General features: G+C 52.0%; 16 protein-coding genes. 9 read left to right on the top strand and 7 right to left on the bottom strand.

Annotated elements, in window-relative coordinates; translation table 11 throughout:
• Nucleotides 1-11: 11 nt before the first annotated feature.
• The 5 genes from LA756_RS03595 to LA756_RS03615 form a co-directional block, all read right to left on the bottom strand.
• Entirely contained in the window at nucleotides 12-863 is an 852-nt protein-coding gene (locus LA756_RS03595; protein WP_224438516.1) for a sensor histidine kinase KdpD, read from the bottom strand.
• Between the two features lie 89 nt (nucleotides 864-952).
• Complete coding sequence (locus LA756_RS03600; RefSeq protein ID WP_224438517.1) at nucleotides 953-1753, bottom strand: hypothetical protein; 801 nt, start codon at nucleotides 1751-1753, stop codon at nucleotides 953-955.
• 788 nt (nucleotides 1754-2541) lie between these two features.
• Nucleotides 2542-3120, bottom strand: a complete 579-nt coding sequence (locus LA756_RS03605; RefSeq protein WP_224438518.1) for an integrase core domain-containing protein — start codon at nucleotides 3118-3120, stop codon at nucleotides 2542-2544.
• 540 nt (nucleotides 3121-3660) lie between these two features.
• Entirely contained in the window at nucleotides 3661-6552 is a 2892-nt protein-coding gene (locus tag LA756_RS03610) for a protein kinase (RefSeq protein WP_224438519.1), read from the bottom strand.
• Nucleotides 6553-6564: 12 nt separating this feature from the next.
• The gene (locus tag LA756_RS03615) at nucleotides 6565-7209 is read right to left on the bottom strand and encodes a sigma-70 family RNA polymerase sigma factor (protein ID WP_224438520.1); all 645 of its coding nucleotides are present in this window, start codon (nucleotides 7207-7209) and stop codon (nucleotides 6565-6567) included.
• An 85-nt stretch (nucleotides 7210-7294) separates the two neighbouring features.
• On the opposite strand from LA756_RS03615, the gene LA756_RS03620 reads away from it, so the two are divergent.
• From LA756_RS03620 to LA756_RS03640, 5 genes are all read left to right on the top strand, one after another.
• Nucleotides 7295-7933: a hydrolase gene (locus tag LA756_RS03620; RefSeq protein WP_224438521.1), complete on the top strand. Its 639-nt coding sequence runs from the start codon at nucleotides 7295-7297 to the stop codon at nucleotides 7931-7933.
• 82 nt (nucleotides 7934-8015) lie between these two features.
• Entirely contained in the window at nucleotides 8016-8687 is a 672-nt protein-coding gene (locus LA756_RS03625; protein ID WP_224438522.1) for a hydrolase, read from the top strand.
• A 77-nt stretch (nucleotides 8688-8764) separates the two neighbouring features.
• Nucleotides 8765-9304 carry an antibiotic biosynthesis monooxygenase gene (locus tag LA756_RS03630; protein WP_224438523.1) on the top strand — a complete coding sequence of 180 codons (540 nt, stop codon included), beginning with the start codon at nucleotides 8765-8767 and terminating at the stop codon, nucleotides 9302-9304.
• A 23-nt stretch (nucleotides 9305-9327) separates the two neighbouring features.
• Nucleotides 9328-11109, top strand: a complete 1782-nt coding sequence (locus LA756_RS03635; RefSeq protein WP_224438524.1) for an amidohydrolase — start codon at nucleotides 9328-9330, stop codon at nucleotides 11107-11109.
• A 31-nt stretch (nucleotides 11110-11140) separates the two neighbouring features.
• Nucleotides 11141-12094 carry a zinc-binding dehydrogenase gene (locus tag LA756_RS03640; RefSeq protein ID WP_224438525.1) on the top strand — a complete coding sequence of 318 codons (954 nt, stop codon included), beginning with the start codon at nucleotides 11141-11143 and terminating at the stop codon, nucleotides 12092-12094.
• A 626-nt stretch (nucleotides 12095-12720) separates the two neighbouring features.
• On the opposite strand, the gene LA756_RS03645 is transcribed toward LA756_RS03640, so the two are convergent.
• The gene (locus LA756_RS03645) at nucleotides 12721-15024 is read right to left on the bottom strand and encodes a peroxiredoxin family protein (RefSeq protein ID WP_224440467.1); all 2304 of its coding nucleotides are present in this window, start codon (nucleotides 15022-15024) and stop codon (nucleotides 12721-12723) included.
• Nucleotides 15025-15710: 686 nt separating this feature from the next.
• On the opposite strand from LA756_RS03645, the gene LA756_RS03650 reads away from it, so the two are divergent.
• From LA756_RS03650 to LA756_RS03660, 3 genes are read left to right on the top strand one after another with little or no spacing between them, the layout of a single operon-like run.
• A complete protein-coding gene (locus LA756_RS03650) occupies nucleotides 15711-19694 on the top strand; it encodes an SHD1 domain-containing protein (RefSeq protein ID WP_224438526.1) in 3984 nt (1327 codons plus the stop codon).
• A 21-nt stretch (nucleotides 19695-19715) separates the two neighbouring features.
• Entirely contained in the window at nucleotides 19716-20765 is a 1050-nt protein-coding gene (locus LA756_RS03655; RefSeq protein WP_224438527.1) for a hypothetical protein, read from the top strand.
• Between the two features lie 4 nt (nucleotides 20766-20769).
• Nucleotides 20770-21723, top strand: a complete 954-nt coding sequence (locus tag LA756_RS03660) for a CsgG/HfaB family protein (RefSeq protein WP_224438528.1) — start codon at nucleotides 20770-20772, stop codon at nucleotides 21721-21723.
• Between the two features lie 296 nt (nucleotides 21724-22019).
• Here the strand turns inward: LA756_RS03660 and LA756_RS03665 are convergent, their stop codons facing one another.
• Complete coding sequence (locus LA756_RS03665) at nucleotides 22020-22181, bottom strand: hypothetical protein (protein WP_224438529.1); 162 nt, start codon at nucleotides 22179-22181, stop codon at nucleotides 22020-22022.
• 72 nt (nucleotides 22182-22253) lie between these two features.
• On the opposite strand from LA756_RS03665, the gene LA756_RS03670 reads away from it, so the two are divergent.
• The gene (locus LA756_RS03670; protein ID WP_224438530.1) at nucleotides 22254-25775 is read left to right on the top strand and encodes an SHD1 domain-containing protein; all 3522 of its coding nucleotides are present in this window, start codon (nucleotides 22254-22256) and stop codon (nucleotides 25773-25775) included.
• Nucleotides 25776-25810 lie beyond the last annotated feature (35 nt).

The following is a 25810-nucleotide window of genomic DNA, read 5'->3' on the forward strand; positions in this document are numbered from 1 at the left end:
CCATGAAGAGATTAAGCCTCCAAGTGGTCATCCAAACCATAGCGTGGTAGAGTGACGACAACGCTGGTTCCTTGGCTCTCGCCGCTGGATACGGCAACTGATCCGCAGCATTGTTCAACCATATATCTGACGACCGCTAGTCCGCCACCGAGTCCCGCTGCCCTGGTCGAGGCGGATCGGTAGAAAAGTTCATCTTCACCTGACCATCTGGAAGCCGGGGTACCGCTGCCATTGTCAGTAAACCGAAGCTCGTAGGCGTTGGTCAGTGTGGTAAGCTCTATGCCGAGTCGTACTTCCCCTTTTTCGTCATTTCGAAGCCGGAGGGCATGTACGATAAGATTATCGACGATATTTCGAAATCTTGCTGGGAACCATTCGATGTATTCGTGATCCAAATCAAGACGAAGGACTGCTTTAGGGGCTCCACTGATCCGTTGTTGCCACCGAAAGACTTGCTTAATCAGCGGACGAATAGCGATTGCGACCACTTGGTCAAATGCAGGATGATAACCTGGTGGTTCGGTGACATCGTAGAGGATCTCACGGAAGTGGGAGCACGCTTTCTCAATAGATGTCAGACGTCCTGAAAGACTTGTAGGCTCGGATTCATCGCTACAGAGCCCAAGGGTTTGTTCAATGTATTCGCGGGCAATGTGTTGTAGAAACTGGTCGCGGCGACGCAGTCGATCGATTTCTAATTCTAGCTCCGCTACATAGCTCAATAGAAAAGGACCCTGCTCCCCATCTTTGAAACTCGTTGTCAGCATGAAATCACCATTCCTTGTATTGGAAATAGGCATGAAATTTATTTGGGCATTGCAGCTCTCGTTTGTTTCCGCTGGATGACGCAGAAGAAGGTCCATCAATGCAACAATTCTCCTTCATCCGACAATAATGTATGCCTCGGAAACTATTTCTCTGTTTGCCTAAAACGAACACGTATCTAGCCGAGTCATCTGACATACAACCCTGGCTGGGCCGCAAACGCCTGGTACGACTCGGCTGTCAACGAGTAATAAGTCTTTCCGTTGAATTGCTTGGTTCCGTAGGCAAATGCCTTTGGAAACTCTTTGTTCATGACAGGATCGTGGACCAGCGAATCGATTTGGTAATACTCCGAAAAGTAAATCTCGAAGTAGATTTGAGCAAACTCTACTAGCTTGTTGTCAATCCACTCGGCAATCAATTGTTGCGAACAACCTTCAGCTGAAATGGTCAGCCGATCATGAGCTTTGAATTTGACGTAGACCGGAATGACTTCCAGTTTGAAATCTAAGATCAAATTGTCGAAGTCTTGGTCTGCATCAATATTAAATTCGAGCACGACGTTCGCATGGAAGCGTTCCGAATTCGGAACCGTAAGGGTGACCGTTCTTCTAAATTCACAGGGTCTCGTTTCCTGCTGGCCGCCCCATTTTTCGTTTATATGGAAATCTTGGAATGCCTCAACACTCACGAAGGCATCCAGTTGTTGGCGAAGAAGATGTTGCAATCTGCCAGCAACATCACGGAGGTCTTTGCATTTGGCTTGTTGAACGTCGAACGCCTTTCGAGCGGAAGCTCTTATGGACTCAACGCGGGCATTGGCGCCATCCACTTCCATTTGAAGTCGGCCAATCAGGTTGTTACTAACACCCACGGGCCTTTCAGGACTCTTGATCCATTCGGGGCTGATTTTAGGTTCGTGAGAAACTTGGGTCATGGTTTTGCCTTTTATTGCAAAGTATGGCAGAGAAGTTCTTGCCAGTCGCACGATTGCGATTCTCAATGATCGCTGGACGGAAGTACCTTCCTGCAGTGAGTTGTGCTCTCAAAGCATGGCGACTACGTCCCAGAGCAGTGAAGAGAATCCTTTTCGATTCTGAACTCACGGGCCCAGGCATTGGAAACAGAGTTGTGTTCCACCAAGTGGCGTGGACCTTTGCTCTTTACTTTCAGACTCGGCAAAGGTCGCTCATTACACTATGGGCAAAGGCAATGGCCAGAAAAGTCGACGCCCAGCATGCGCTAACTACCTTGAAACGCATGGAAACACCGATATGGACATTTGTCCAAAGGTAACCTACCTCATCGGCTTACTCTTCATTGGGCCTATTGAAGAATCTAACTTGCCCGCTATCTAGTCAACAGAAGTAAATTTGGTTGGAAATCATCTTGGATTTCTTAGTCTCTGCGCAATTCTACCACTCGACCTGTGAACTTGATATAGACAATGGAAAACAATTCGTGGAACTCCGAAGAACGATGGCATTTGTAGAAGCCACGCCTTTGTTTCGTAGAAGCATGATGGGGAGATTCAGTGCAAGGTAAAAGTGAGAATAGCCAATAAGCCCCCGTCCCGTGCAAAAAGTCAGATGTCGCTTTACATACAACAAAAAGCGATCAAGCTTGGTTGGTTAAACATCGGTTAAAGCAACACGAATCGGAGCTGCCGACAGCGAGTCGGTCTTTCGGGAGTACCTTTCAACCACGAGCGCAGCACAAGCATGTCAGCTTCTTGTAGCCTGTCGTGGAACGAGAGAAGAATTTCGGAGAAGCCAATCACGCGGCTTGGTGATGATGGTGTTTCAGCACACCACCGAGCCGTTCGTGGCACTTAACCGAATCGATCGATAGAACCTCCGGTGTCGTCTCACCGTTTGACGTGAGCAGTTCGTTCTCTTTTCCTTGATGCGGTCGATCTTCGTGATAGAAGTCCACGAATTCGCTCACGAGATAATCCATATGTTCCTGGCCAAACACAACAAAGTGATCCAGGCATTCCTGCTGCAGCGTCTGGATGAAACGCTCGACAAAAGCGTTCATGTTCGGAGACCGGTAGACTGACTTCAAAACCCGGATGTCCACGGCCTGAAACGTTTCATCAACCCTGGCCGTGAACTTCTTATCTCGATCGTGCATCAGCGTTTCAATAGATAGTTCTTTCAACCTCGCGTGCTCCAGAAACGTTTCGACTTGCAGCGTGGTCCATTCTTCGTTGGGATGAAACGTCGATGGCGTGATAAAGACTCGTCGCGAATCGACGTGGAGAAACACCAGCACATACAGATCCCGCCAACCTTTCAGGGTGAGAACTCGCTTAGAGTAGAAATCACACTGCCAAAGCGTCGCGGCGTGCATCTCCAAGAATTCATCCCAGGTACCTTCGCCACGTTTGGGTCCAGGGTCGAGTCCGTTCCGCAATGCAGGAAAGGGTTCGGTTCGCTCAGGGGTAGACCGAAAGGGACGCTGAATCGCTAAGTCTTGTCTCCGCAATCAGATAACGCGAAAACCAAAACGGAGAACATTCACGAAGAGAGTTCTGCACGGGGAGCCTTTCGTTGCAGCGGATTTTCCGCTGATTAACCAGTTAACGATAAATGCTGAGAGTGAATTCTCTGGGCGTGTTTTCGTTTGGGGTTATCTGGTAAGGAGTTGCGATTTTGCGGATGCTCTCGGGCTAACACTAAGCGAACGCTTGGTGCGCTAGATCGGCCGTTCTCGTCGATGACTCTCGCGCTATCTGGTTAGAATCGGATTTTGAGTTAACAGTCGTGTTTCATCCGGTGCCAATCGCGAAGCCCGATTTCTGATTGGCTACATGAGTCAAGATGATTCGTCCTGGTGTTCATGAAACGCGAAAGCTCGCAACCATGAACATCGCGTTTATGCGAACGATTCTCAATTGGATTTGATTACCGTGGCCGAGTCCGCGAGTGTGGCTTCAAGTTCGCGACGAAGTGTCAGTGCTTCAAGCCAATTATGTAAGTGAATCCCGTCCGGCTTGGTGGCACTCTGATCCAGCAAATTATTGACTTTGCCAAGCCACATCCTCGCGGCATCCTTCTGCCCCAGGCTTAGGTTCGCCCGCGAAAGCCATCCCCATGTGACGATGCAGTCCTCCGGGCGCGAGTTGGTCTGGAGGCTCTGCTGCAGAACGATAATTGCTTCCGGATGCTTTTTTTGTCGACAAAGCAATGCGCCCCGCTGAGTTAGCGACCAAAAGGCCTCGGCGTGCAGATCCAGTTCCGGCATGCCCAGTTCCGTGGCTCGAGCCAACTCTTGATCTGTACCTCTCACCAGCGTACACGCTCGCGCGACCAGAAATCTTCGTAGGTTGTCTTTCTCGAACCGCTCAAGCATCGCCGAGCAGACCTCGCGATAGCCTGAGGCATCGCCTGCCAGAATGCGAACCGCAGCGTATTCAAACCACACTTCCGTATTGATGGCGTAGTCTCCAGCGATCACCTCAGTGTAGGACTCGACCGCGAGTGGCCACTGTTGCTTAGCGGCTGCTGAACGGGCGCGGCACAGGCCAAGCACGGCGGCTGTTCCCTCGTGCTTCATAATTGGGGAGTTTGCCGCCAGGGCATCGCGCTCTGCAGCAAGTGCCTCATCCCAGCGTTCAGAGGCCGCCTGTGCGCTAATCAGAATCTGCCGACTCGTCGGATACTCCGGGCGGAGAGAGATGGCTCTACGAAGGGACACAATCGCCGCCTCCGCATTTCCATTTGAAAGCTGGGCGTGCCCCAACCAACACCATGCGACGAAATGGGATGGTTTCAGGGCAACCGCCGCCCGAAAGTACTGGATTGCTTCGGCGCTTCTGTTCTGACGTGATAGAACATGACCAAGCTCGACATTTACCCAGAAGTTTGAGGGATCACGGAGATGGGCCTCTAGCAAGATCTCGATCGCTGCCTGGTTGTGATCAAGCGAACTGAGCAGAAATCCGACCATGACCATCTGGTGAGTCAACGGAGGTGGTTCGGCGGTTGCCGCATCGTTGACAAGTCGCTTGAGACTAAGGAGATCCTTCCAGGTGGCTGAGTCCCGAAAGCGGTCCTGCCATGGGCTTGGCGATGCAGTGCGACCCACGGCCAATAACCTTTGAAGTTCGGAGTCGTCAGCATTATATTTTTCCGTAAAGGCAGCGTAGTCCAAAGCCATCAAGAGTTCTTCGCAAAGCGCTGACTCCCTAACACGTACAGCAGCTGTTTTTACTCCAACATCGCTTCCAATACCAATACGCTGAAAAACTCTTGCGTAGGCGTCACGGGCGGGCAAGTAGTTGTAACCCGCATCATTGGGTTCAGGAAAACTCTGGCGAATACGATCAAGTTCTTCAGCTATCTCGAGTTCCTCTGCCGCGTCAGCCAATTGAAATTCGAGTTCCGGTGATTGAGCGTCTTCAATACGCGTCCTCGCCGTTCGTAGAATGCCGTTAGCGTCCGACCATTGTTGGCTCTTTACCAATTGCGAGAGCAACGGCAAAGAAGATGCAATGAATTTTCGCGCACCCTCACGCCGAACAAGTTCTTCGGTCTGTCGCGCGTGCTCAACTTGTTGAATCCAAAATCCCCCAGTAATTGCTCCGGTCAGAGCAAGGACGGATACGACTATGGCTACGGAACTGGCCGGCCGGCGCCTACACCATTTGAGTGTCCGCTCTGCGAAACTAATGGGTCGTGCTTGGACTGGCTCACCACCCAGGAAGCGTTCGAGATCGGCTGCAAGATTTGCCGCGCTTACGTATCGTCTCGCAGGATCCTTCTGGAGACACTTGAGACAGATGGTTTGCAAATCGAATGGCACACGAGAGTTCAACTGTGAAGGTGCCACAGGCTCATCATTGATAACCTGCTGAAGGGTTTCGGTGGAAGTCTCGGCCTTGAAGGGAGGGCGTCCAGTAAGTAGCTCATATAGGACGGCTCCTATCGAGTAGATATCAACCGTTGGCTGAATCGCGTTGTGACCGCCGGCGGCTTGCTCGGGTGCCATATAACTGGGGGTGCCGGCGCGTGGTTCATTCGTCAAAGTCGTAGAGTCAAGTTCAATCCATCTCGACAGGCTGAAGTCTCCGATTTTTGGGGTCTGGTCTGAGTCGAGAAGAATGTTCCCAGGCTTCAGGTCGCGATGCACGATGCCTATGAGGTGTGCGGCATGGATCGCATCTGCCAGCACACGGACGAGTTCTGCCGCCTCTGTTGCTGAGCGTGGTTTCCCCTTAAGTGTTTGGGCGAGATCGCCCCCTTCGAGAAGTTCCATGGCGTAGAACGGAAAGCCATCATGCTCCGCGACGTCATATACCTGTACGATGTTGGGATGACGCAATGCCGCGACATTCTGAGCTTCGCGCAGCAAGCATTCTAATTCCTCACGAGATGCATATGCGCCAAGCAACACCATCTTGATCGCGACCAAACGGTTTAGCTTGAGGTGTCGAGCGCGGTATACGACCCCCATTCCGCCGGTGCCAATGACATCGAGAACTTCGTATCCGGGGATCTCGGGAAGGCGATCATTGCTATGGAAACTGTCCCGCAGCAAACGTCGGGTCGGACTCGTGCCTGCAACAGGTGTGGGAAACATCGCCTCCATCTCGGCATGAACTCCGCGTAATCGGTGCAGCCGTTCTTCAAGTATCCGCTCAAGTTCGATGTCGCCGCCACTCGCCTCACGAGGTAATTTGTTCGTCTCAAGTATCTCCTCAAGTAGCGCACGGATTTGAGTCTCATCACGTGGCGAGGGCTTGTCGGCGGGACCATCGTTACGGGGCGTCGATTCACCCACTGGCTCACTCCTTTAGGCATCAGGGGGACGAAGATCGCTAAGCTGCTCACTCAAGATCACGAGACCGCGATTCAGGCGGCGCTGCACGGTCTTGCTCGAAACCTGAAGGATCTCAGCGGTCTCACTCTGCGTGATGCCTTGGATACGAACCAACTCGAAAACTTCACGCTCTTCGTCCGGGAGATTCTCGATCGCTTCCAGCATCCTGACCGCATTTGCCCCGAGGATCGATCCTGAGGTTTCCGGAGAGGCAATGGCATCCTCGTAGTGCACAGGCATTTGTGCCTGTTGATCTAAGCGTCGGGCCAGGTCATTAAGTTCCCATCGCATATGGCGATTCGCGAGTGCGAAGAACTGCCTGGGGGTTTCCGGGTGCACGCTCTGCATGGCTTTGAGGAGTCGCTCCACGATCGCGCTCAGCATTTCTTCCGACTGGAGACTCACCGGGGGGCGCATGAGGCGAGGATACCGGCGAACCAGCATCGTAGTGCATAGTGTTTGCAAACGAGCGGCCGACCTTTCTAGCAAGGCACGTACGATCGGTTCGGACGGGGCATCTCCACCGAGTTCCCGCAAGTATTTCTGAACTTCGATCGTCGTGTTTCCCTGGTCCATGCCTGGATTATAGGCCTGCCATTGCTGCTGAGCGAGTGTCAAATCCAGGGATGTCCACCTCTCACGCTCAGGATAAGTAGCTGGAGTCGAGTGACCCGGCAACTCACCTACTCGAAGGAATCTCGCCATGACCAAGACTGGACTTCAAGCCCTCCTGACTCCCGAAGAAAGCGTACTTCTGCTCATTGATCACCAGCCCTTTCAGTTCGCAAACCTACATAGCCACGAGCCGACGATGGTCGTCAACAATGTCGTCGGATTGGCCAAGGGGGCCAAAGTATTCGGCGTACCAACGATCCTTACAACCGTGCTGGAAGAACGTGGTGGTCTGCTGATCAAAGATCTACAAAACGTCTTTCCCGAACAAAAGCCCATCAATCGAACGCTTATCAATACCTGGGAAGACCAACGCGTTGTCGATGCGATTGAGAAAACAGGACGAAGGAAGCTAGTCGTCGCGGCTTTATGGACGGAGATCTGTCTTGCGATGCCGGTCATTCAAGCCTTGGGGGACGATTATGAAGTTTTCATAGTTACCGACGCGTCCGGCGGTGTCACCCTCGAAGCCCACGAAATGGCGGTTCGCCGGATGATTCAAGCCGGCGCCGTACCGCTCACCTGGCTGGCCGTTGTTTCGGAGTGGCAGCGTGATTGGGCGAGAGAAAGCACGCTCCCAGGCATGGTCGAAGTTATGACAGATCATGGTGGCGGGAGCGGAGTTGCATTCGCATGGGAAATGCAACTGCTTGGTTTAAGCCCCAGATAAGCTGACGTTGGCGGAAAGTCTTCCGTCGGTCCACGTGTAGCCCAAACTTACTGAAACGAAAAAGGATCAGGAAAATCATATCATGGCAAACATCGCTTCTCATACCGACGGTGGCCTGCTGACCAAGGACAATTGTGCCCTCGCGTTCATTGACCTCCAACCTCAAATGTCTTTTGGCGTCGCTAGCGGAATTGATCGGCAATTGCTCGTCAATAACGTTCTGATGCTCGCCAAGGGAGCCAAGGAATTTGACGTTCCGACGATCATTACGACCGTCGAAACGGAGTCGTTCAGCGGGCCAACTTGGCCGCAACTACTCGACGTGTTCCCCGACCATACGCCAATCGAACGAACCGGCATGAACTCTTGGGACACGCAAGCGTTTCGCGATGCCATCAAGGCGACCGGTAAAAAGAATATCATCCTTTCCGGACTCTGGACCGAAGTCTGTATCACTTGGCCGACACTTAACATGTTGGCCGAAGGGTACAACATCTACGTTGTAGACGACGCTTGTGCCGGTACGTCGCTGGCTGCCCATGACGCGGCTCTTTCGCGGATGGTTCAGGCCGGTGCGGTACGAATGACAACGGTCGCTACCGTGCTTGAATTCCAACGCGACTGGGCCGACAAGACGCATTACAACGCGTTGATGGATCTCTTTCGTGAGCATGGTGGCGGATACGGCGTCGGTATCGAGTATGCCTATACGATGGTCCATAAAGCTCCTCCGGCCCGCAAGTCTCGGAAGTAACGGCTGCTAGGAACAACCGGTAATGCGGAGCATTCATAAATTGAGTGCTCCGTATGCCATGAATTGTCGAGGCTTCAATGGACAGTATTCATGTTGCCGTGACGCGGCAAGTCAAGCCGGGTTGTGAGGAAGAATTCGAGCACGCTTTGCGAGAGTTTGCCCGCGAGTCACGGCGTGAGCCAGGCACGACTGGCGTACACCTGATCGAACCGGTTCCGGGAACCAAGGGGTGCGAATACGGCATACTTCGATCTTTCGACAGCGAAGATGCAAGCCGCCGCTTTTACCAATCGGAGATCTTCCTTCAGTGGCAGAAGCGGTCCGAGCCTCTCGTGGTCGGAGATTCGGCAGTTCGACGGCTGCATGGATTGGAGGCTTTTTTCCGTGAATCAAAACACGCGCCTCCTCGTTGGAAGATGGCACTCGTTACTTGGCTGGGCGTCTTTCCAACGGTATTGCTCTGGTCGTCTGCGTTACCGCCATTGCTGGTCGTCATGCCGAAACTGATCGTTGCGGCGATCGTCAATATTTTCGTCGTAGTCACACTTACCTGGGCTGTTATGCCATTACTCACCAAGCTCTTGGCTGGATGGCTACAGGCGTCGAACAAGAAATAACTCAAACCAACAAGGCTGGAACCATGGCTGCACAGCTAATCTTACACAATGGCAAAATCACAACGCAGGCCGCTGAACAACCTGAGGTCGAAGCAATTGCTATCGAAAATGGAAATGTGTTGGCAATTGGTACGAATGATGAGATCCTTGCCCTCGCTGACATGTCGACTAAGACGATTGATCTTAAGAATCGACAGGTGATTCCAGGTCTTAATGATTCTCATTTGCACGTGATTCGAGCCGGACTCTTTTACAACCTAGAACTTCGCTGGGACGGCGTACCTAGTCTTTCGCAAGCATTGGAACAGCTTAGGCAGCAGGCCGACAACACACCGCCGCCGCAATGGGTCCGCGTTATAGGCGGCTGGAACGAGTTTCAATTCAAAGAAGGGCGGATGCCGTCTCTGGATGAGATTAACAAAGCCGCCCCTGATACACCCGTTTTCTTACTGCACTTATACGATTCAGCACTATTGAATCAGGCCGCGCTCCGAGTGCTTGGTTTCGATCGTAACACGCCGAACCCTCCCGGCGGACTGATTGCTCGCGACTCCAAAGGCAATCCGACCGGCCTATTGATTGCCGAGCCGAGCGCTCTAATTCTCTATTCGACGATCGCCAACGCCCCGAAACTATCAATGGAAGATCAGCTAAACTCGACTCGACATTATCTCCGAGAACTGAATCGATTCGGAGTGACGAGCGTGTCCGATGCCGGTGGAGGAGGCCAAAATTATCCTGAAGACTACGCAGTGGTAAAGAAGCTCGATGAAGACGGTCATCTCACGGTACGGATTGCCTACAGCCTGTTTGCCCAGAAGCCGGGCGAAGAGTTGGATGACTACAGTCGCTGGCTTAGCATGACGAAACCAGGCGATGGGAGCGACCTGCTCCGCGTGAACGGCGCTGGGGAGAACCTCGTCTGGAGTGCCGCTGACTTCGAGAATTTCCTCCAACCACGACCGGACCTGCGTCCTATCATGGAACACGAGTTGGAAGCTGTCGTCAGCAAGCTCGCCGAATCCCGCTGGCCGTGGAGAATCCATGCGACCTATGATGAGTCGATTGGTCGATTCCTAGATATTTTTGAACGCGTTCACCGCGATAATCCGATCGACAAGCTTCGCTGGTTCATCGACCATGCCGAAACGGTTTCGGAGAAGAATCTGGAACGGATTCAGGCACTAGGTGGCGGCATCGCCACTCAGCACCGTATGGCCTATCAAGGCGAGTATTATATTCGCCGTTACGGAATAGAATCGGCAAAACGACGTCCACCTCTCAGGCGGATGCTGCAAATGGGTTTGCCCGTGGGAGCTGGTACCGATGGCACGCGCGTGGCGAGCTACCATCCCTGGACCTGCCTATGGTGGATGGTCACTTCCAAGACCGTGGGTGGAACCGTGCTGCATGATGAAGCTGACCGTCTGACTCGAGAAGAGGCCCTACGGCTCTATACACACGGTAGTGCGTGGTTCAGTCATGAGGATGGGAAGAAGGGAACATTGGAACCGGGGCGGTTCGCAGATCTGGCTGTATTGAGCGACGACTATTTTTCGGTTGAGGAGGATGCGATTCGTCAACTGGAGAGCGTCCTGACGATCGTCGGAGGACGCGTCGTACATGGAGCGGGTGAGTATGCCAACCTCTCGCCTTCCCTTCCGCCCGTGAGCCCAGATTGGTCGCCGATCGCCCGGTTTGGCGGTTATGACAATTCCCAAGCCCTCCCGCCGATCCATGAACACACTCCGATCATGGCAGCCGATGGCCGTATCTGGGAAACAGGCTGCGGTTGTGGAGTTTAGTCTAACGCAATTTTGGCGGAAAGGTCGATCGATGAAAGCTGTGATTTTCGATAGATTCGGTGGGCCGGAAGTGCTGCAAGTAGCTACACTCCCGGACATTCACCCCCCAGGCCCGACTCAGTTACTTGTTCGTGTGCTGGCGACCTCCGTTAATCCACTCGACATCCAAAAGCGGAGGGGCGACTACCCAGAGGCAGTCCCGCTCCCTGCGGTCATAGGATCTGACGTGTCTGGCGTGGTGGCGGCGGTGGGCAAAGCTGTCCAGTCATTTCGACCGGGCGACGAAGTTTACTACACACCACCACTCTTCGCTCCCGGCGGATATGCTGAACACCATCTCATCGAGGAAACGGTCGTCGCCCGCAAGCCCGGCGGTATTTCCCATACCGAATCAGCTGCGATACCTCTGGCAGGCGGGACAGCCTGGGAGGCTCTTTTTGAGCGAGCATGCCTCCAGCCGGGTGAAAAGGTGCTGGTTCACGCCGCAGCGGGTGGCGTTGGATCGCTGGCCGTCCAGATGGCGAAGGCTGCAGGGGCGGTAGTACTGGCGACGTGTGGAGGCGGGAACGTCGAATTCGTCCGAACTCTTGGTGCGGATTATGTTTTCGACTATCGCACTTGTAATTTTGTGCGGGCAGTCTTCGATGTAACCAAAGGCGTCGATGTCGTGTTAGACACCGTCGGAGGAGAAACGCTCGCCCGCAGCATTGAAGTTGTTCGCTCAGGTGGGCGAATGGTGAGCATCGTGGACACGCCGTACCAGTTGTCGTTGCTTCCAGCGTACGAGCGGAATCTCGCGATTCACTTGATGTTCACAACTCTGAACGGGAGCCGACTGGAAAGAATAAGAGGTATGGTGGAGCGGAAATCTATCCGGCCAGTTGTCCATGCCGTACTACCAGTTAGCCAGGCAGAAGATGCTCACCGAATGGTCGAGGCAGGGGGAATTCGAGGAAAGGTCGTATTGGACTTGTCGGAATGGTGAGAAAATATCGCGGAATTCTTACTGACTCCGCTCCGTGTACGACAGAGGACCGAGAGCACGGTTGAAGGCCCAGACCTCGCAGCAGCTGGTCTGGCCGATTTGCCAATGCAAGAATTCGACCAGGACTACACCCAATACTCGGGTTATTACTTCTCGCTGGAGCGATGTCTCTCTTCTATTCCGAACACCGTCAGTCTCGCTCCACTTAAACCCTGGTTTGGCAAATAAAGCTCAACCAGGGTTTTTTCGTGCCTTCATTGAGGCAGGGATAGAAGTGTGGCGTTTTATTCCAGGAATATGCACGAGTTGCGTGGACGCGTTTTCTATGCGCGGTTGTCTCTAATCTAAAAGAGACTTAACCCCATTCGTCTCAGCTAGAGCCCTAAGAACCTCCATTTGGCCTTTGTCTCAGCGACTTGGTAGAGATACTAAGGCAGGATAAACAGGGTAATGAGATTGGAAGAGCAGGCTAGACGCAAAATGGGATTAGTTGCCGTTAGCTTCTCGTGTTTCAAGTAGAAATTGTCAACCAAGGATCGTACGTCCTGAGGTCACATACATGGGTTGCTCGACAAAGCTGCAGACAAAGACCCGAGTTTAGCACGGGAACAGCGAAGAACAGAATGTTAATTCGCTCTTGCATCGGAATCTTGCGATAGAAGTCGTTTTGCTTCCGCCAGCACGAAACTAGGGTCCATGAATGGTTCGTAGCTAATGTCCTGCCAACGCACGTTTCCATTGCCGTCAATTAAAAAGGTCCCATGGAGGGGCTGAGCTTCAAAATCATCGTAGACCCGAAACGCTTTGAACACATTCAATGGCTCATCAGAAACAAGTGGAATGGGGAGTCCCGCTTCATCGTAATTCTCGATCGATTTCTTCAACGTTTTCCGATCGTCGGTACTAATCGCTATCATGCCGAGACCTGCTTCCTCGAATTCGTTGATTCGCGGCGCAAAAGCTTGTAACTGCTCGGCACAATGAAGGCATCCGGAACCAAGGTAGAAGATGACCACATAGGGCTTCCCCTGAAAATCAGTCGATGCGTGCTGTTTACCTTGAGCATCGTTTAAAGCCCAGTTGGGAGCCTGAGGAGGATGCCAGCGGAATGGACCTAGAGAATCAAGAGATGGTCGATCTCCGACGTCATCGGCAGCTTGCCATCGAATCCGCCAATCGTCCTTATAGCCTAGTTCTTTAGAAATGGGAGTCAGGCGAGCAAACTGCGGAGTATCAAGATCAATATGGGCGGAAAGCTGACGCAATTGGTCGAACGCTGACTTGCATTCGACCTTCTTTCCGGACAACCACAAAATCTCGACGAGTGCAGCAAGTGGATATACTTCATTCTCGCTAGAGTCCACATTCTTTCGCAAGGCTTTTATCGCAGCGTCATGGTCACCGGCCTGCCATTGAACTTTCGCAAGGTACACCGAATCAACGTCGCTGGCATCTTTGAGAATTTCATAGCCCTTCTTAAAATCCTGATTCGCGATCGCCTCGTGCCCTTTCAGAGCTTGGATAGTTGTTTCGAGATTCTTGGTTTTCGACTGAAGTTCCTTGCGAGCCTTTTCTGCCAATTCCTTGGCGTCTTCCTTATTGGTATCTTCACTTGCACTTTTCGTAACCGAATCTGCACTAGCTTTTAGCGTTTCTAAGCGGCGCTTGAGTTCTGCGATTTGAGCCTTGCCAGATTCCATGTTTCCTATTTGAAAATACGCCAACCCGAGGTAGCGAAGACGTTTAATTTGTTCACTCTCGTCATCGGTAGGCTCCAGGTAGGAGGAATTTGCCAAGTCGATCAGATCGTCCCATAGCTCATAGGTTAGGAGAACTTGAAACAATCTGCGTCTGCCGTAAGTTGTGCTGCCGTTTTTGGCGAGGGTGTTGTATCGAGGATGACGCGGAAGTTCGATCATGTTCTTGGCCAAATCAATCGCATCGCGAACCCGTCCGATATGAATCAAGTTACGAATGAGCCACTCGTTGTTGTGTGCGAAATTATGAATCTCATCCGGCATGACCTGATGGCGAATCATATGAGCATGGTCGACTCTGGCCGAAGCCTCTTGCTGCCAAGCTGCATCATGATAACGATGTAATCGGGAATAGATGTGTCCAGGCATGTGCCACATATGAGCAATGCTTGGTGATGACTGACCACAAAGGGCAGCAGAGCGAAGAGCCATCTCCGGTTCCCGCCTGTCCCACAGGTGGATGCGGAAGTGATGCGCGGAGTGCATTGGCTCGACTTCGAAGATATCCTCGAGCAGCGCATTCGCGGCGAAATAGCTCGTGCTTGACGACTTTGATTCATACAAGTGCAATGCCAACAATGCCTTCGCTTCTAAATCATCTGGATACTTCAGCAGAATATTTTCTAGCGACTTGGTGAAGGAATCATCTCTCTTCTCTTTTTGTTCTTTTTTGCCGAATTTGACGTAGGCGTCGAGGGCGTCGATGTACATCCTTTCGCGTTCATCAGCGTTATCTTTGCGCGCGACCGCTTCTTCTATGAATCCTTTAGCACGATCCAGGTTTTTGAGGTTGGCCATCGCGGCTCCCCAATATGCCATTGCGCAGTCTGGATCAAGTGATGCTGCGTGTCGAAAGGAACGCTCGGCTTCGAGATACCAGAACCCGTAAAACTGACCTAGGCCTTGGTCGAAGAACTTTTGCACTGCGGGATTGTCTGTGCTAATCGGAAATTGAACCTGCCCCGTCCCACCCATGAGATGAGCCTTCTGACGAGGCCCTTCATTGAATACATCACCGTGGAATGAGTGTCCCTCTAGAATCTTGTCAACTTCGTCCGTTGGCTCGTCACGGTTGTCTTCTGGGACATTCGCTTGCACTGCGGCCAGGGGACAAGCCAATAGAATGAACAGAAATAGCCAAACGGTATCTCGAATGAAGCAAAAACGCAGCATAAATTCCACGGTCGCTATGAACCGGAACAAACATCCATCAAACAATGAAAGTTCGAACCGATTGAGGGGAAAAAAGGGCAATCAAAATTAAGCTTAGCAAACACAAATGCGTCGTTTCAAGCTGCGACGGCTACAGTTAGCGGGTTAATTAGGTGTTGGGTTCGGCAGATTGAGACAAACCTGGACCTTTAGTGCTTTCCAATTAGGGTGTCGCTGAGACGGGCTGACAATTGGTAAGGGGCTCGGTGTTTGCTAGTCATGCTGATGTAGGGCAACGTTAGATGGGTATGCGGCCGAGAGACACATGTTCACAGGTCAACTAGAGGTAGCCATTGTGCATGGAGTAGAAGGGTCTCGATCACACCAGGCTAGACGGAAAGAAACTGGGCTCGTAAAGCAAGTGAGTTGCCAGTCTGAGCGAACGCTGTTGCAATAGGGGAATCTTCAATTCTCAAAGCGGGGGGCATGCAGTGTTTATCGGTAGTACGATCCGAATATCACGGACGAAAAGCTTTGATTTGCGAAAACACAGTTCATAGGTAGCAGGTTCGTTTTTATTTCAGCTGAAGCATGATATGATTTGAAGGTCATGCCTCTTCAGTGGGGAGATCATTTGCGTCCCTGGAGCGGTACCTTCTCATCCTTAATTATCCATTCGGAACGCCGCATCAACGATGTCTCTCAGTATGCGATATCGGCAGAAAGTTTCCCTTTTCGTCCTCGTACTTCTATCGACGTTCTCAGCCGCTGGCCGGTTCGTTCAGGCGGAGCCGTCGGAAGCGAGGCCCAAGACGCTGCGATGTGCGCTGATTGACGTCGACAATTCGGCGTTAGCTGGTCTGGTTGAGGCCGAGTTAATCACACGTACTAGCGAGGAGTGGCTCGAGCGGACGGAGATCAATCGTCTGCTGAAAGAGAAGCAACTGCAGCTTTTGCTTTCGGCAGATGCCGGCGACGGCCGTATGGCCCTCGGACAGACGCTCAAAGCAGATGTGCTGGTCATGCTGAGCACCAGAAAAGAACAACAGAGAACCACCGTCGACCTCGTGGTGGCCGAGACCAATCGAGGATTGCGTCTGCTCACGCAGTCGTTTGTACTGGGCGATAATCTTGAGGAGCATGCGACGGTGTTGGTAGCACTGATCGATCAAGCGATTGATAAAGCCCAACAAGAGATCCGCCTGGTGTTCGCTGTGCCACCATTTGTGAGTGATGATCTGACATACGAGTACGACTATCTAAAATCGTCGTACGCGAAACTACTGGAGCAGTCGCTGCTGGACTCGCCCGGCGTGCTAGTCGTGGAACTGGACGAGGCCCGAGCGATCGCTAGCGAACTAGAATTGACGTCCGAGAGCGGTACGGTCAAACGCCGTTTGCCGATCTACCTGCTGGGGCAATTTCGGAATGAGGGGAAAGACGAGCGGCGTCAAGTTCAAATCACCTTTAGCGTTCAGCAGGGGGCGAAGGAGTTGGACAAACAGCAAGTGGAACTCCGCCCTGACGCAGTCGCCGAGTTTCTGCGCGAGAGTGCCCGTAAGGTAGCCCGGACGCAGGGAATCGAAACTAAGACTGTCAGTCCCGCGGTTGAGGCTGGACAGCTCAACAAGCGAGCCCAACAGTTTGCTCGGCTGGGCAACTGGGCGGAAGCGTTGGGGTTGATCGAAGCTAGTTTGATGCTGTATCCAGATCAACCGGAGATACATAGTGAAGCGATCAAGTTCGCTGGACAACTGGCCGGTTCTTACAACAGGCACATTCTGAACGAGCTCGCTAAAGCCAGAGAACTCAGTCGTCGATCGCTATCCCACTTGGGAATATTGATTGCGAATTACCCTCCTGAACGTTCCCAGCAACACTTTCGCTTGCTGTACTTTAGCAGTGGAAGCGTTCTGAAAAACCACGATGCCAGCTCCGCATTGTTGAAAGAGCAGATCGAACGAGAAAAAGAGCATCAAAGTGAGAAGCGCCGGCTGGCGACGCAGCTGGCAGAAAAATATGCGGAATTGGGTGACTGGAGATCTAGCTCGACTTTGACACGTAACATAGTTCGTGTGATGAGGCCTGCCGAGGGATATGCGGAGTTAACCCGTAAAATTCTTCAGTACCAGGACCGACCTGGCGTCAGCTCGATGGTTCGCGCCTACGCACATGGCGGATACACGGTCGATATTCTGCGAAGTCTAGAGGGACGCCGATTCCTGAATGCGCTGCTAGTTCATACCGACGCGAACGAGCAGGTCAAGCAAACTGCCCAACAGATTCTCGATGCGATTGGTGTCGAACGGAAAAAGGAGAGAGCTCAAAACACCGGCGACCCGAAAAACGAATCGCTTTTGACCTTCCGGCGAGTCGAGCTGACCTACCAAACGAAGAACGGGCAAGAGCAGAAGTTAAATTGGATGGAAGGGTGCGTTCCGCTAAACAATGGGATCGATGCTTTTTTTAACAGAGCGGGTTTGTTTGTCTTTTCGACAGAGAAGGGACTACGCCAACTTTGGCAAGCACCTCGCAACACGTTCATTCAAAAAGTGGCATTCGATGGCAAGTATGTGTGGGTTGCCGCTGTGGTCCATCGGCAAGCGGCTCAGGTATGGGTAATTGATCCTATCAGTGGAGACGCAACACAACTGACTACGGCGGATGGTTTGCCTCTTTTGAGTCCGGATGAAATCCCCGGCACCAGCACTGTTTCTCCGACCGTGTCGTTGACGACGGTTGCCGAAGGACGTGCGATCGTTGTTGGTGCAATCGGACGAACTTGGCTGGCTGATGTTCGATTTAGTCCGGAAGGAGAGCATCAAGTCCAAGTCTTTCACGAGGCAAAAGAAATAGTCACGATAACCGATCGTGAAGCGGACTGGCAAAGCGTCGATCTGGCATTTCAACCGGTAGCCGTGCGCACTATGTCGGTAGCGGCGGAGTCTGGCGGCCCACCGAAACAAATGGTAATGATTAGCCGCGGGTGCCCTGTCTACAAAGTTACCGAGCACGCGTTATTCGTTGATCCGGAAGATCTCAGCGTAGAAGTTTCGACGTCTCGCTGGCACAACCGAATTTCAGATGTCGATTCGAGAGCGATGCGTGACGGATCAGTTTATTACGCGGGCGCAGCACCCCCTGCGTTCGATTCGATCGGTTTGATTCGCGTCGGTTTGCCTGATTTTAAGCCGGAAGTTGTTATGCCCGGTATTCGGGAAGGAGATCTCTTTTTCAATCAGTCGGGCGAAGTGAATGTCGTCGGTGTCGATTGGCAACGAGGAAAATTAGAAGACGGAAAGCTGGAGTCGTTCGGTCCGGTGCCGTGGCTTTATTCCAATCACTGGGGGGCGTCCGAAAAAACGCCGCCAATCCGCTATGAACGAGGTTCCTTTCAAACACGAGTTATCACCGATAGTAATAACTTTGGTTCGATCATAAGTTGTTCTGAGATTGACGGGCCATCAGGTATCATCCAGGTACTTTTCGATGGCACCGGCGTTTCGCTGAAGGAAGCGTTAAACGGTGTCCACGTAGAACAGAAAGAGCCGACGGCACCCAGGGAAATAGCTCAAACAGTTCCCGTGAAAGATAGAAACCTTTGGCAACGTCCGCCACGTTGTTTGAGTCTAGCTTACTCGCCAGATAATACGTTGATCGTTACTGCGGGCAGAACGGCCCATGAATCAATCCAGGTTTGGAATGGCACCGATGGTCAATTGATGGCGAATTTGCAGAGTGATTCGACAGGAATAACAAGGGTTGTCTTCAGTCATAACGGCCAAATGTTTGCCACCGGCGGATCAGATGGACGAGTAATTGTTTGGGATGCCGAGACGCTTCAGCCTCTGGCCGAGTGCCAAGGTCAATCAGAAGAGATATTTGCGATGGCTTTCTCTTGGAATGACAATCTCTTAGCCGCAGCAAGCAGAGATAGGACTGCGAGTGTCTGGAACGTTCCGAAGGGAAAACACCTTTACGATGTGGAACGAAAAAATATGGGCATCCAATGGATTGGATTCAGCGCGGATGATTCGCTTTTTTTGACCTCGTCTCATAGCACATCTGAAGCCTGGAATGCCAACGATGGAACCATGGTCGGAAGTATTGAGTCGATCGCACGCGCTGCGGGCTACCTGGAAGACCGTACGTTACTCGCCATTGGCGATGATGCGGACAATACGCTCATCAAGTGGAACTCCATCGATGCGACCTCCGAGGTGTTGTGGCCTGGCATGATTGGCTACCCCGTCGCTATTTCGCGCGACGAGCAGCTTCTAGCAGTCTATGTTCGCGATCTCTTCATGGACGACGAGTGGAAAGAGATCTATCGAGTGGAAGTCTGGGATTTGCCGTCGAAGACCAAATTGACCAGTATCGATGGTATTTTGGCCGAAGGGTATACCTTCACGCCCGCAAACGATGCTTTGCTGATCACGCTGTATCGTGGCGGCCTACGAAGAGTGGAGATCCCCCAAGCAGTATCTCGCCCAGGTCTGGCTGCACCTGCGGTAGCTACTATGCGAACCTGGACGGACAGTACCGGAAAGCACCAGCGCGAAGCGATCTTTGAGCGTGTCCAGGGGCAGCAAGTTCAGCTGAAGACTTCCGAAGGGCAGTCGATTTTCATTCCCTTTAACCGTCTTTCGCAGGAAGATCAGAAATACGTTCGTCAACTGAGCCCACGTTAGTTCTTTTGGTTAGATGTGCCCATGGCAACTCAATATTTCACGAAGCAATCGCTCTCTAGCCTTTCGGCAATCCTTTGCGCCCTTGTGATCGCAACACATGCCTGGGCAGCTGAAGAGGATGAGAAAATTGCATCGATTCAACCTATTTCAGCACAGTGTGACTTCTTTGGCGGGCAGAAGGATGAACTGTTGTATCAGTTGGTATCGACAAAACCTATTCAGGGCAAAGTTCTTTGGAGGTACGCTGCTGGTGCCAAGACTCTGGCTCGCGGCGAGGACACGCTTCAACTAGCCGATGGTAGGTCAAGTTTGTACGAATTGCCGATCGAATTCCCACCGGTGCGAGACGGAGTAGTCTTCGAAACTCGCATGGTCGTTACCATTGTCGACGGCGAGAACGAGGAACTCGCCAAGCACGAGCAGCCGATCTGGCTTTTTTCAGACGATCCATTTGTAAATCGTCGTGAATGGCTCGAGAAACTTGATATTCATCTCTATGATCCAGAAGAGTTGACCGTCGAACGCTTCGAAGAAGCCAAGATTCCGTTCAAACGTATTACCAATTCAAATGTGCTAACAGAGTTCGAGGGAGGCATCCTGATTGTTGGCGGTGGGACTTCCCTGAGTAAGAATCGTGGGCTGACCAATAATCTGATGAAGCTGGCCCAGCGCGGGGTACGTGTACTGTGCTTGACGCCAGTCGACGGAGAATTTCCGTGGCCGACGCGGAGAGAATATCCTGAATTAGCCAGCGTGCAGTTCGCGTCGAAGCAGACAATACGTGACCTCGACAAGCGACTGAACCCAGATTTTGATTTGTCGGCCGAGCAGCTGCAGCAACGCAATACGGTGGCATTGGAATCGCGGCGAGGGCAACTTCGAGTCCGTCTTTCAGAAGACCTTGGCGGTTGGCCTTGGTGGCAAGTTCGCTTTGCCAATGATGGTACTTGTATCCTCGCTTGTTTTGATTTGATTCAACATTGGGAAAGCAGCCCGACGCCGCGTTTTTTGCTGGCGGGGTTGCTGGAAAAACTATCTTCGGAAACTGATTCTTCTCCTACGGAGCAATAACACGATGCACAAGTTCTTTTTTTGTATGACTCTGGCCCTGCTTATTGCTTGCTCGGCGAGCACGATCAAGGCGCAGGACGTGGTTTATCCGACCGCCATTTTCCCATTTCAGGAACGCGGTGCGGATGTAAAAGGTTTGGGAGCTCAGGTGTCCGACCTGCTGTTTGCCAGCCTAGTGGTCGATCCCAACATGTACCTCGTGGATCGTGAAGACATGGCCAAGATCTTGCAGGAACAAGAGCTCAGCGTGTCGGGGCTGGTCAATCCAACAGAAGCCGTTCAAGTTGGTCAGCTGACCGGCGCCAAGTTGATTCTGACCGGAAGCGTGATTCAAGCTGGTGATAAGCTAGTGCTCGTGGCCAAGATCATTGGAACGGAAACAAGCCGCGTCGCTGGTGCAAGCATCAAGGGGCAGGTCGATCAAGATATTGACGAGCTGGCCGAAACCTTGGCCGCCGAAATTGTGAAAGAGATTGGTAAGAATTCAAAGCAGTTGGTCCCCAAGGTTGTTCCACAGAGCGAACGCATCGCAGCCTTGAAGGAAAAGATCGGCGAAGCGACGTTGCCTGTTGTTAGTGTTTCGATCGACGAACGGCACATCGGCCGCGCCACAATCGATCCAGCTGCTGAAACCGAGATGACGCTCTACCTTCAAGAAATTGGCTTTGAAGTGGTCGATGCCAAAGACGGGGCGAAGGACGCTGCTGCTATCAAGATCGTTGGCGAGGGCTTCAGCGAATTCACGGCCCGGGCAGGTAACTTGGCTCCGGTAAAGGCTCGCGTCGAGATCAAAGCGATCGATGCCAAGACCGGTAAAATCATCGCTATCGACCGACAGACATCGGTAGTCGTTGATATCAACGAGCAGATTGCTGGCAAGTCGGCGCTACAGTTGGCCGCAGCCACAATTGCCGAGCGGATGATTCCCAAGCTCGTGAAAACGGCCGGTAAAAAGTAGGGAAAAAGAAGTAGAACGACTGACCCTAATCTAGTTGCGATCGAGGGGTAAGCTTGAAGAAGCTTGCCCCTCGTTGTCTTAACGCAAGCAGTGGACGTACTGATAGAGATTCTATGCAACGATCGTACCGCCTCGTTTTTTGGACCGTCCTGTTTCTGGCCCCCACGATTTCGCTTGCGGCGGAGCAGCGTTGTGCACTGATCGATATTGATAAGTCCGCTTTGGGAGGGCTGATGGAAGCGGAACTGCTAGGGCGGCCAGATACCCAGTGGGTCGAACGTACCGAGATTCAGAAACTACTTAACGAGAAGCGGCTGCAGTCGATCTTCGGTGCTCAGTCGGGCAAGGACCGACGTTCGATCGGCACGGTGCTCAAAGCGGATGTGCTGATCATACTGCGGACGATCGAAGAGGAAAAGAAGCAGTACGCCCAACTGGTCGTCGCAGAAACCAATCAAGGGGTTCGCTTGATGAGCCAGAAGATGCTGCTAGGGAAGGACCCGACTAGTGATGCTCAGTTGCTAGTGAAATTGGCCAACGACGGCATTGCCAAATCTCAGGGTTCGATTCAGCACATCTTTGCCGTGCCTCCTTTCGTGAGTGATGATCTTACCTACGAGTACGATTATCTGAAGTCGACCTACGCCAAGCTTCTCGAGCGAACTCTACTCGACTCTTCAGGCGTGGTAGTCGTGGAATTAGATGAAGCGAAGGCGATCACCAGCGAATACAACCTCGCCGCCGACGGTGCCAACGTTGTGCGTGAGCTGCCCACCTATGTACTGGGGGAATATCGCAATGAGGGAAAGGGAGATGATCACCGTGTCAGACTGAGCTTGAAGGCTCAGCAAGGCGCGAAAGTTCTTAGCGAGACGGACGTAACGATCTCGCCAGGTGCGGTATCCGGTGCTTTGTTGAAATATGCCCAGGAATTGGCATCGTCGAAAGGTATCGAGACTGCCACGATCGACCCACAGCAGGAAGTGAAATTGCTCAATGAGCGGGCCGATCTGTTCATCCGGCTGGCCAACTGGGACGAGGCGCAAGCACTAGTCGAGGCAAGCCTACTCCTTGTTCCGGATCAGCCGGAGATTCATAGCCAAGCCGTTTCGATCATCCAGCGGCGATTGGAAGATCATCATCTTGAGTATCTGGACGAACTTCAACGAGATATCAGACTCAAGCGATTCGCCTTACAGCATTTGCGTGTGATGATTGAAAAGTCACGCTTCGACTTGGCAAAGCGGCATTGGTTGATCTTCAAACAGCACGTCATTACTGGCAGGCCCTATTACATGCAGGGTGACTCCGAGGCCAAAGAGTTGGCCCAGGAAGCGCGTGAATTTCTCGAACTCAACAATGAGTTGGCAATGAAGTTGGTTCATGGCCTGGCAGAGATGAAAGAATGGAGGCTAAGTTCTTATCTGTTGCATCGCGCGATCATCGACCTTCCGTCGCCACAGCGTTATGCAATGATTAAACAGGTAATCTTGAAATACCAGCATCTATCCGATAACAAGTTCTTCGCACGCCGGTTCCTACTAGCCGATGAACAACCACGTACCATGCGGAGCTTGGAAGGACGTGCGTTTCTACAAGATTTGATCAATAGCAAAGAAACGCTGCCGTATGTCCGCCAGACTGCCCAAGCGATTCTAAACGAGATTCAGGTGACGCGTGCCGCGACCGTCGTGCATCGCGGTAATGCCAATGCCCCTGTGAACGACAATCTGACGTTTCGCCGGTTTGATTTCGAACAGTTTAAGACCTTTCGAGGAATATCCGCGCTGGGTGATAAATGGGATCTGGTCAATGCCGATGATGGTTACTTTATCTATTCCCAGGGGGACGGCTTTCGCAGGATCGCGGATCAGGGACGCAACGCTTATAGCGCGTTTAAGTATGACGGCAAGTATATCTGGATCACTTCCGGTGACGGCGACGGGGGAGTAAAGTTGGCCGTCCTGGATACTTCCACCTGGAAACGCCATGAATTAACCCAAGATCACGGCTTGCCGATTTTGTCGCGTGATGAAATACCCGATGTGACCGTCCGCGAGGTAAGTCTAAGTGTCACGCCACTGGATGCTGGTCATGCCATAATTTGCGGTTATGTTGGCAGGACTTGGTTTGCGGACGTGCAGTTTGATCCAGAAGGAAATCACCAAATCAAAATTTTCTATGAGGCTAAGGAAACGTTACCGGCGGATTTAAGTAGCGTGCGCCCGGATGACCTCACAATTCGATTTGCCGCTACCAATATCGAGCTGCTTCAGCGACGAGAGAATGGGAAGGTCATCGAACGCGGTCTGCTGGTGACTCGTTCGAGTAAAAGCCCGGTTCTCTATCACTATCCGCTGTTGATCAATCCAGAAGATTGCTCCATTCGTGTTCTCGACCATTCCTGGAGCGAAATGCTAGGCGGCTGGGTAGTTGATGGCGAAATCTACAGGGAACTAGCCATTTCTCTGAAAGACAAAAAGCTTGGTTTCTATAGCCGCGGTCTTGCAGACAATAAAAAGACCCTGCTTTTGTCCAGCTACGACGAAGGAAAGTTCTATTACGATGAGCAAGCCAAAATTCTTCATATCGTTGGCAAACAATGGTATCAGGCGAATTTAGAATCCGGCGAGATCAGGTCCTTGGGGGCAGTACCGTGGCATTATCAAAATCACTGGACCTTCAATGATCCTAAGTCGCCTATCCGTATTGACGACGGAACCTATCAAATTAGCCAACTGCGGCACACGAACAACTTTGGGCTAGTAGCAGAGTGTTATCCCAAAGCGGGGGGACGAACACTTCGACTTCAGGTGTTTTTTGACGGATCGGGCGATTCTTTTCGAGCAGCGGCAGGAATCGATGATGGCAAGTCGTCGCCGGTCCAGCCGCCACCTGAATTCTCACGAGGTAGAGTCACCGGACGTGAGAATTTGATAAGTCCTGGCGAGCGGGTTGCGGACATTGCCTATTTTCCGGGCGGAGAGTTTATTGTTTCCGTTTCGCATCAGCGCAATAAGACGATCTGCGTTTGGAATTCCAAAACGGGTGACATAATCACGAGCCTATTGGATGATCCTAAGGGAGTGAACTGCGTGGTATTCAGTCCTTCAGGAGATACCTTCGCAACCGGTGGTCAGGACGGACGTGTCATTTTGTGGGATGCTAGAACCCTTCGCCCACTTAAGCAGTGGACAGACCTGAAAACAGCCGTAGCCAATCTGGCTTTCTCGGCCGATGCAAGTTGTCTGGCGGCAAATGGACAGGATGCCATTTCGTGCGTGTGGAACATTCACTCTGGCGAAAAGCAATTTGACTTTATCGGTTGTGATAGTTCGCGAGGGGTTTCCAAAATCGCATTTACCCCAGACGACCAGATGCTGCTCGCAATTCAAGAGCAGACCGGTGTGCGTGCATTTGATGCGAAGGATGGGACCGACTTTGGGAAAATCGAAACGCTCGACTTTGTTGCCGGTTTTCTGCCAGATGTTTCCTTGTTGGGAGTTGGACGCGGAATCGAGAATAACTTAATAAAGCGGTCGTCAGATGGAGCCACTAGCGTCGTCTGGCCGGAATTTTCGGGCATTCCGATCGCGATGAGCAATGATGGTCGGTTCATCGCGAGCTATTATCCCTTTGCCATTAAGGACGGGAAACGCGATATGTTTTTTGGACGCTTCGAAGTTTGGGATGCCTCGATCAAAAAGCTAGTTTACTCAGAAGAAGGGGTTCGAGTACCCAGAGTATCGTTCTCGCCTGATAGTACAAAACTACTTACGCTCGATTCCAAGGGATTCGCCCAAGAAGTGGAATTGATTATAGGTGCTGGCAAAAAGGAAGGAAAACCTTTGGTAGACGATGGCAAGCTACTTTCTCCTATGCGAACCTGGACCGACAAGTCGGGTAAGTTTCACGTCGACGCGGCGCTTGTGAAATTGGACATGAAGTCGGCGGTTTTAAAGACTGCCAAGGGGAATCAGATAGAGATTCCCTTGTCGGTGCTGTCAGAAAGCGATCAGCGTTTTCTTAAAGAGCTTGCAGAGCGTAACTAATAACGCTCCACCAGGATAGTTCATGGCCGGTGGAG

It is taken from the genome of Bremerella sp. TYQ1, from assembly GCF_020150455.1.
GTDB lineage: Bacteria > Planctomycetota > Planctomycetia > Pirellulales > Pirellulaceae > Bremerella > Bremerella volcania_A.

Bases quoted from the DNA above. Each gene is read 5' to 3' on its own strand.
- LA756_RS03595 (WP_224438516.1), bottom strand. From the start codon at position 863: ATGGACCTTCTTCTGCGTCATCCAGCGGAAACAAACGAGAGCTGCAAT.
- LA756_RS03650 (WP_224438526.1), top strand. From the start codon at position 15,711: ATGCGATATCGGCAGAAAGTTTCCCTTTTCGTCCTCGTACTTCTATCG.
- LA756_RS03630 (WP_224438523.1), top strand. From the start codon at position 8,765: ATGGACAGTATTCATGTTGCCGTGACGCGGCAAGTCAAGCCGGGTTGT.
- LA756_RS03620 (WP_224438521.1), top strand. From the start codon at position 7,295: ATGACCAAGACTGGACTTCAAGCCCTCCTGACTCCCGAAGAAAGCGTA.
- LA756_RS03655 (WP_224438527.1), top strand. From the start codon at position 19,716: ATGGCAACTCAATATTTCACGAAGCAATCGCTCTCTAGCCTTTCGGCA.
- LA756_RS03625 (WP_224438522.1), top strand. From the start codon at position 8,016: ATGGCAAACATCGCTTCTCATACCGACGGTGGCCTGCTGACCAAGGAC.
- LA756_RS03605 (WP_224438518.1), bottom strand. From the start codon at position 3,120: ATGCACGCCGCGACGCTTTGGCAGTGTGATTTCTACTCTAAGCGAGTT.
- LA756_RS03635 (WP_224438524.1), top strand. From the start codon at position 9,328: ATGGCTGCACAGCTAATCTTACACAATGGCAAAATCACAACGCAGGCC.
- LA756_RS03660 (WP_224438528.1), top strand. From the start codon at position 20,770: ATGCACAAGTTCTTTTTTTGTATGACTCTGGCCCTGCTTATTGCTTGC.
- LA756_RS03640 (WP_224438525.1), top strand. From the start codon at position 11,141: ATGAAAGCTGTGATTTTCGATAGATTCGGTGGGCCGGAAGTGCTGCAA.
- LA756_RS03645 (WP_224440467.1), bottom strand. From the start codon at position 15,024: ATGCTGCGTTTTTGCTTCATTCGAGATACCGTTTGGCTATTTCTGTTC.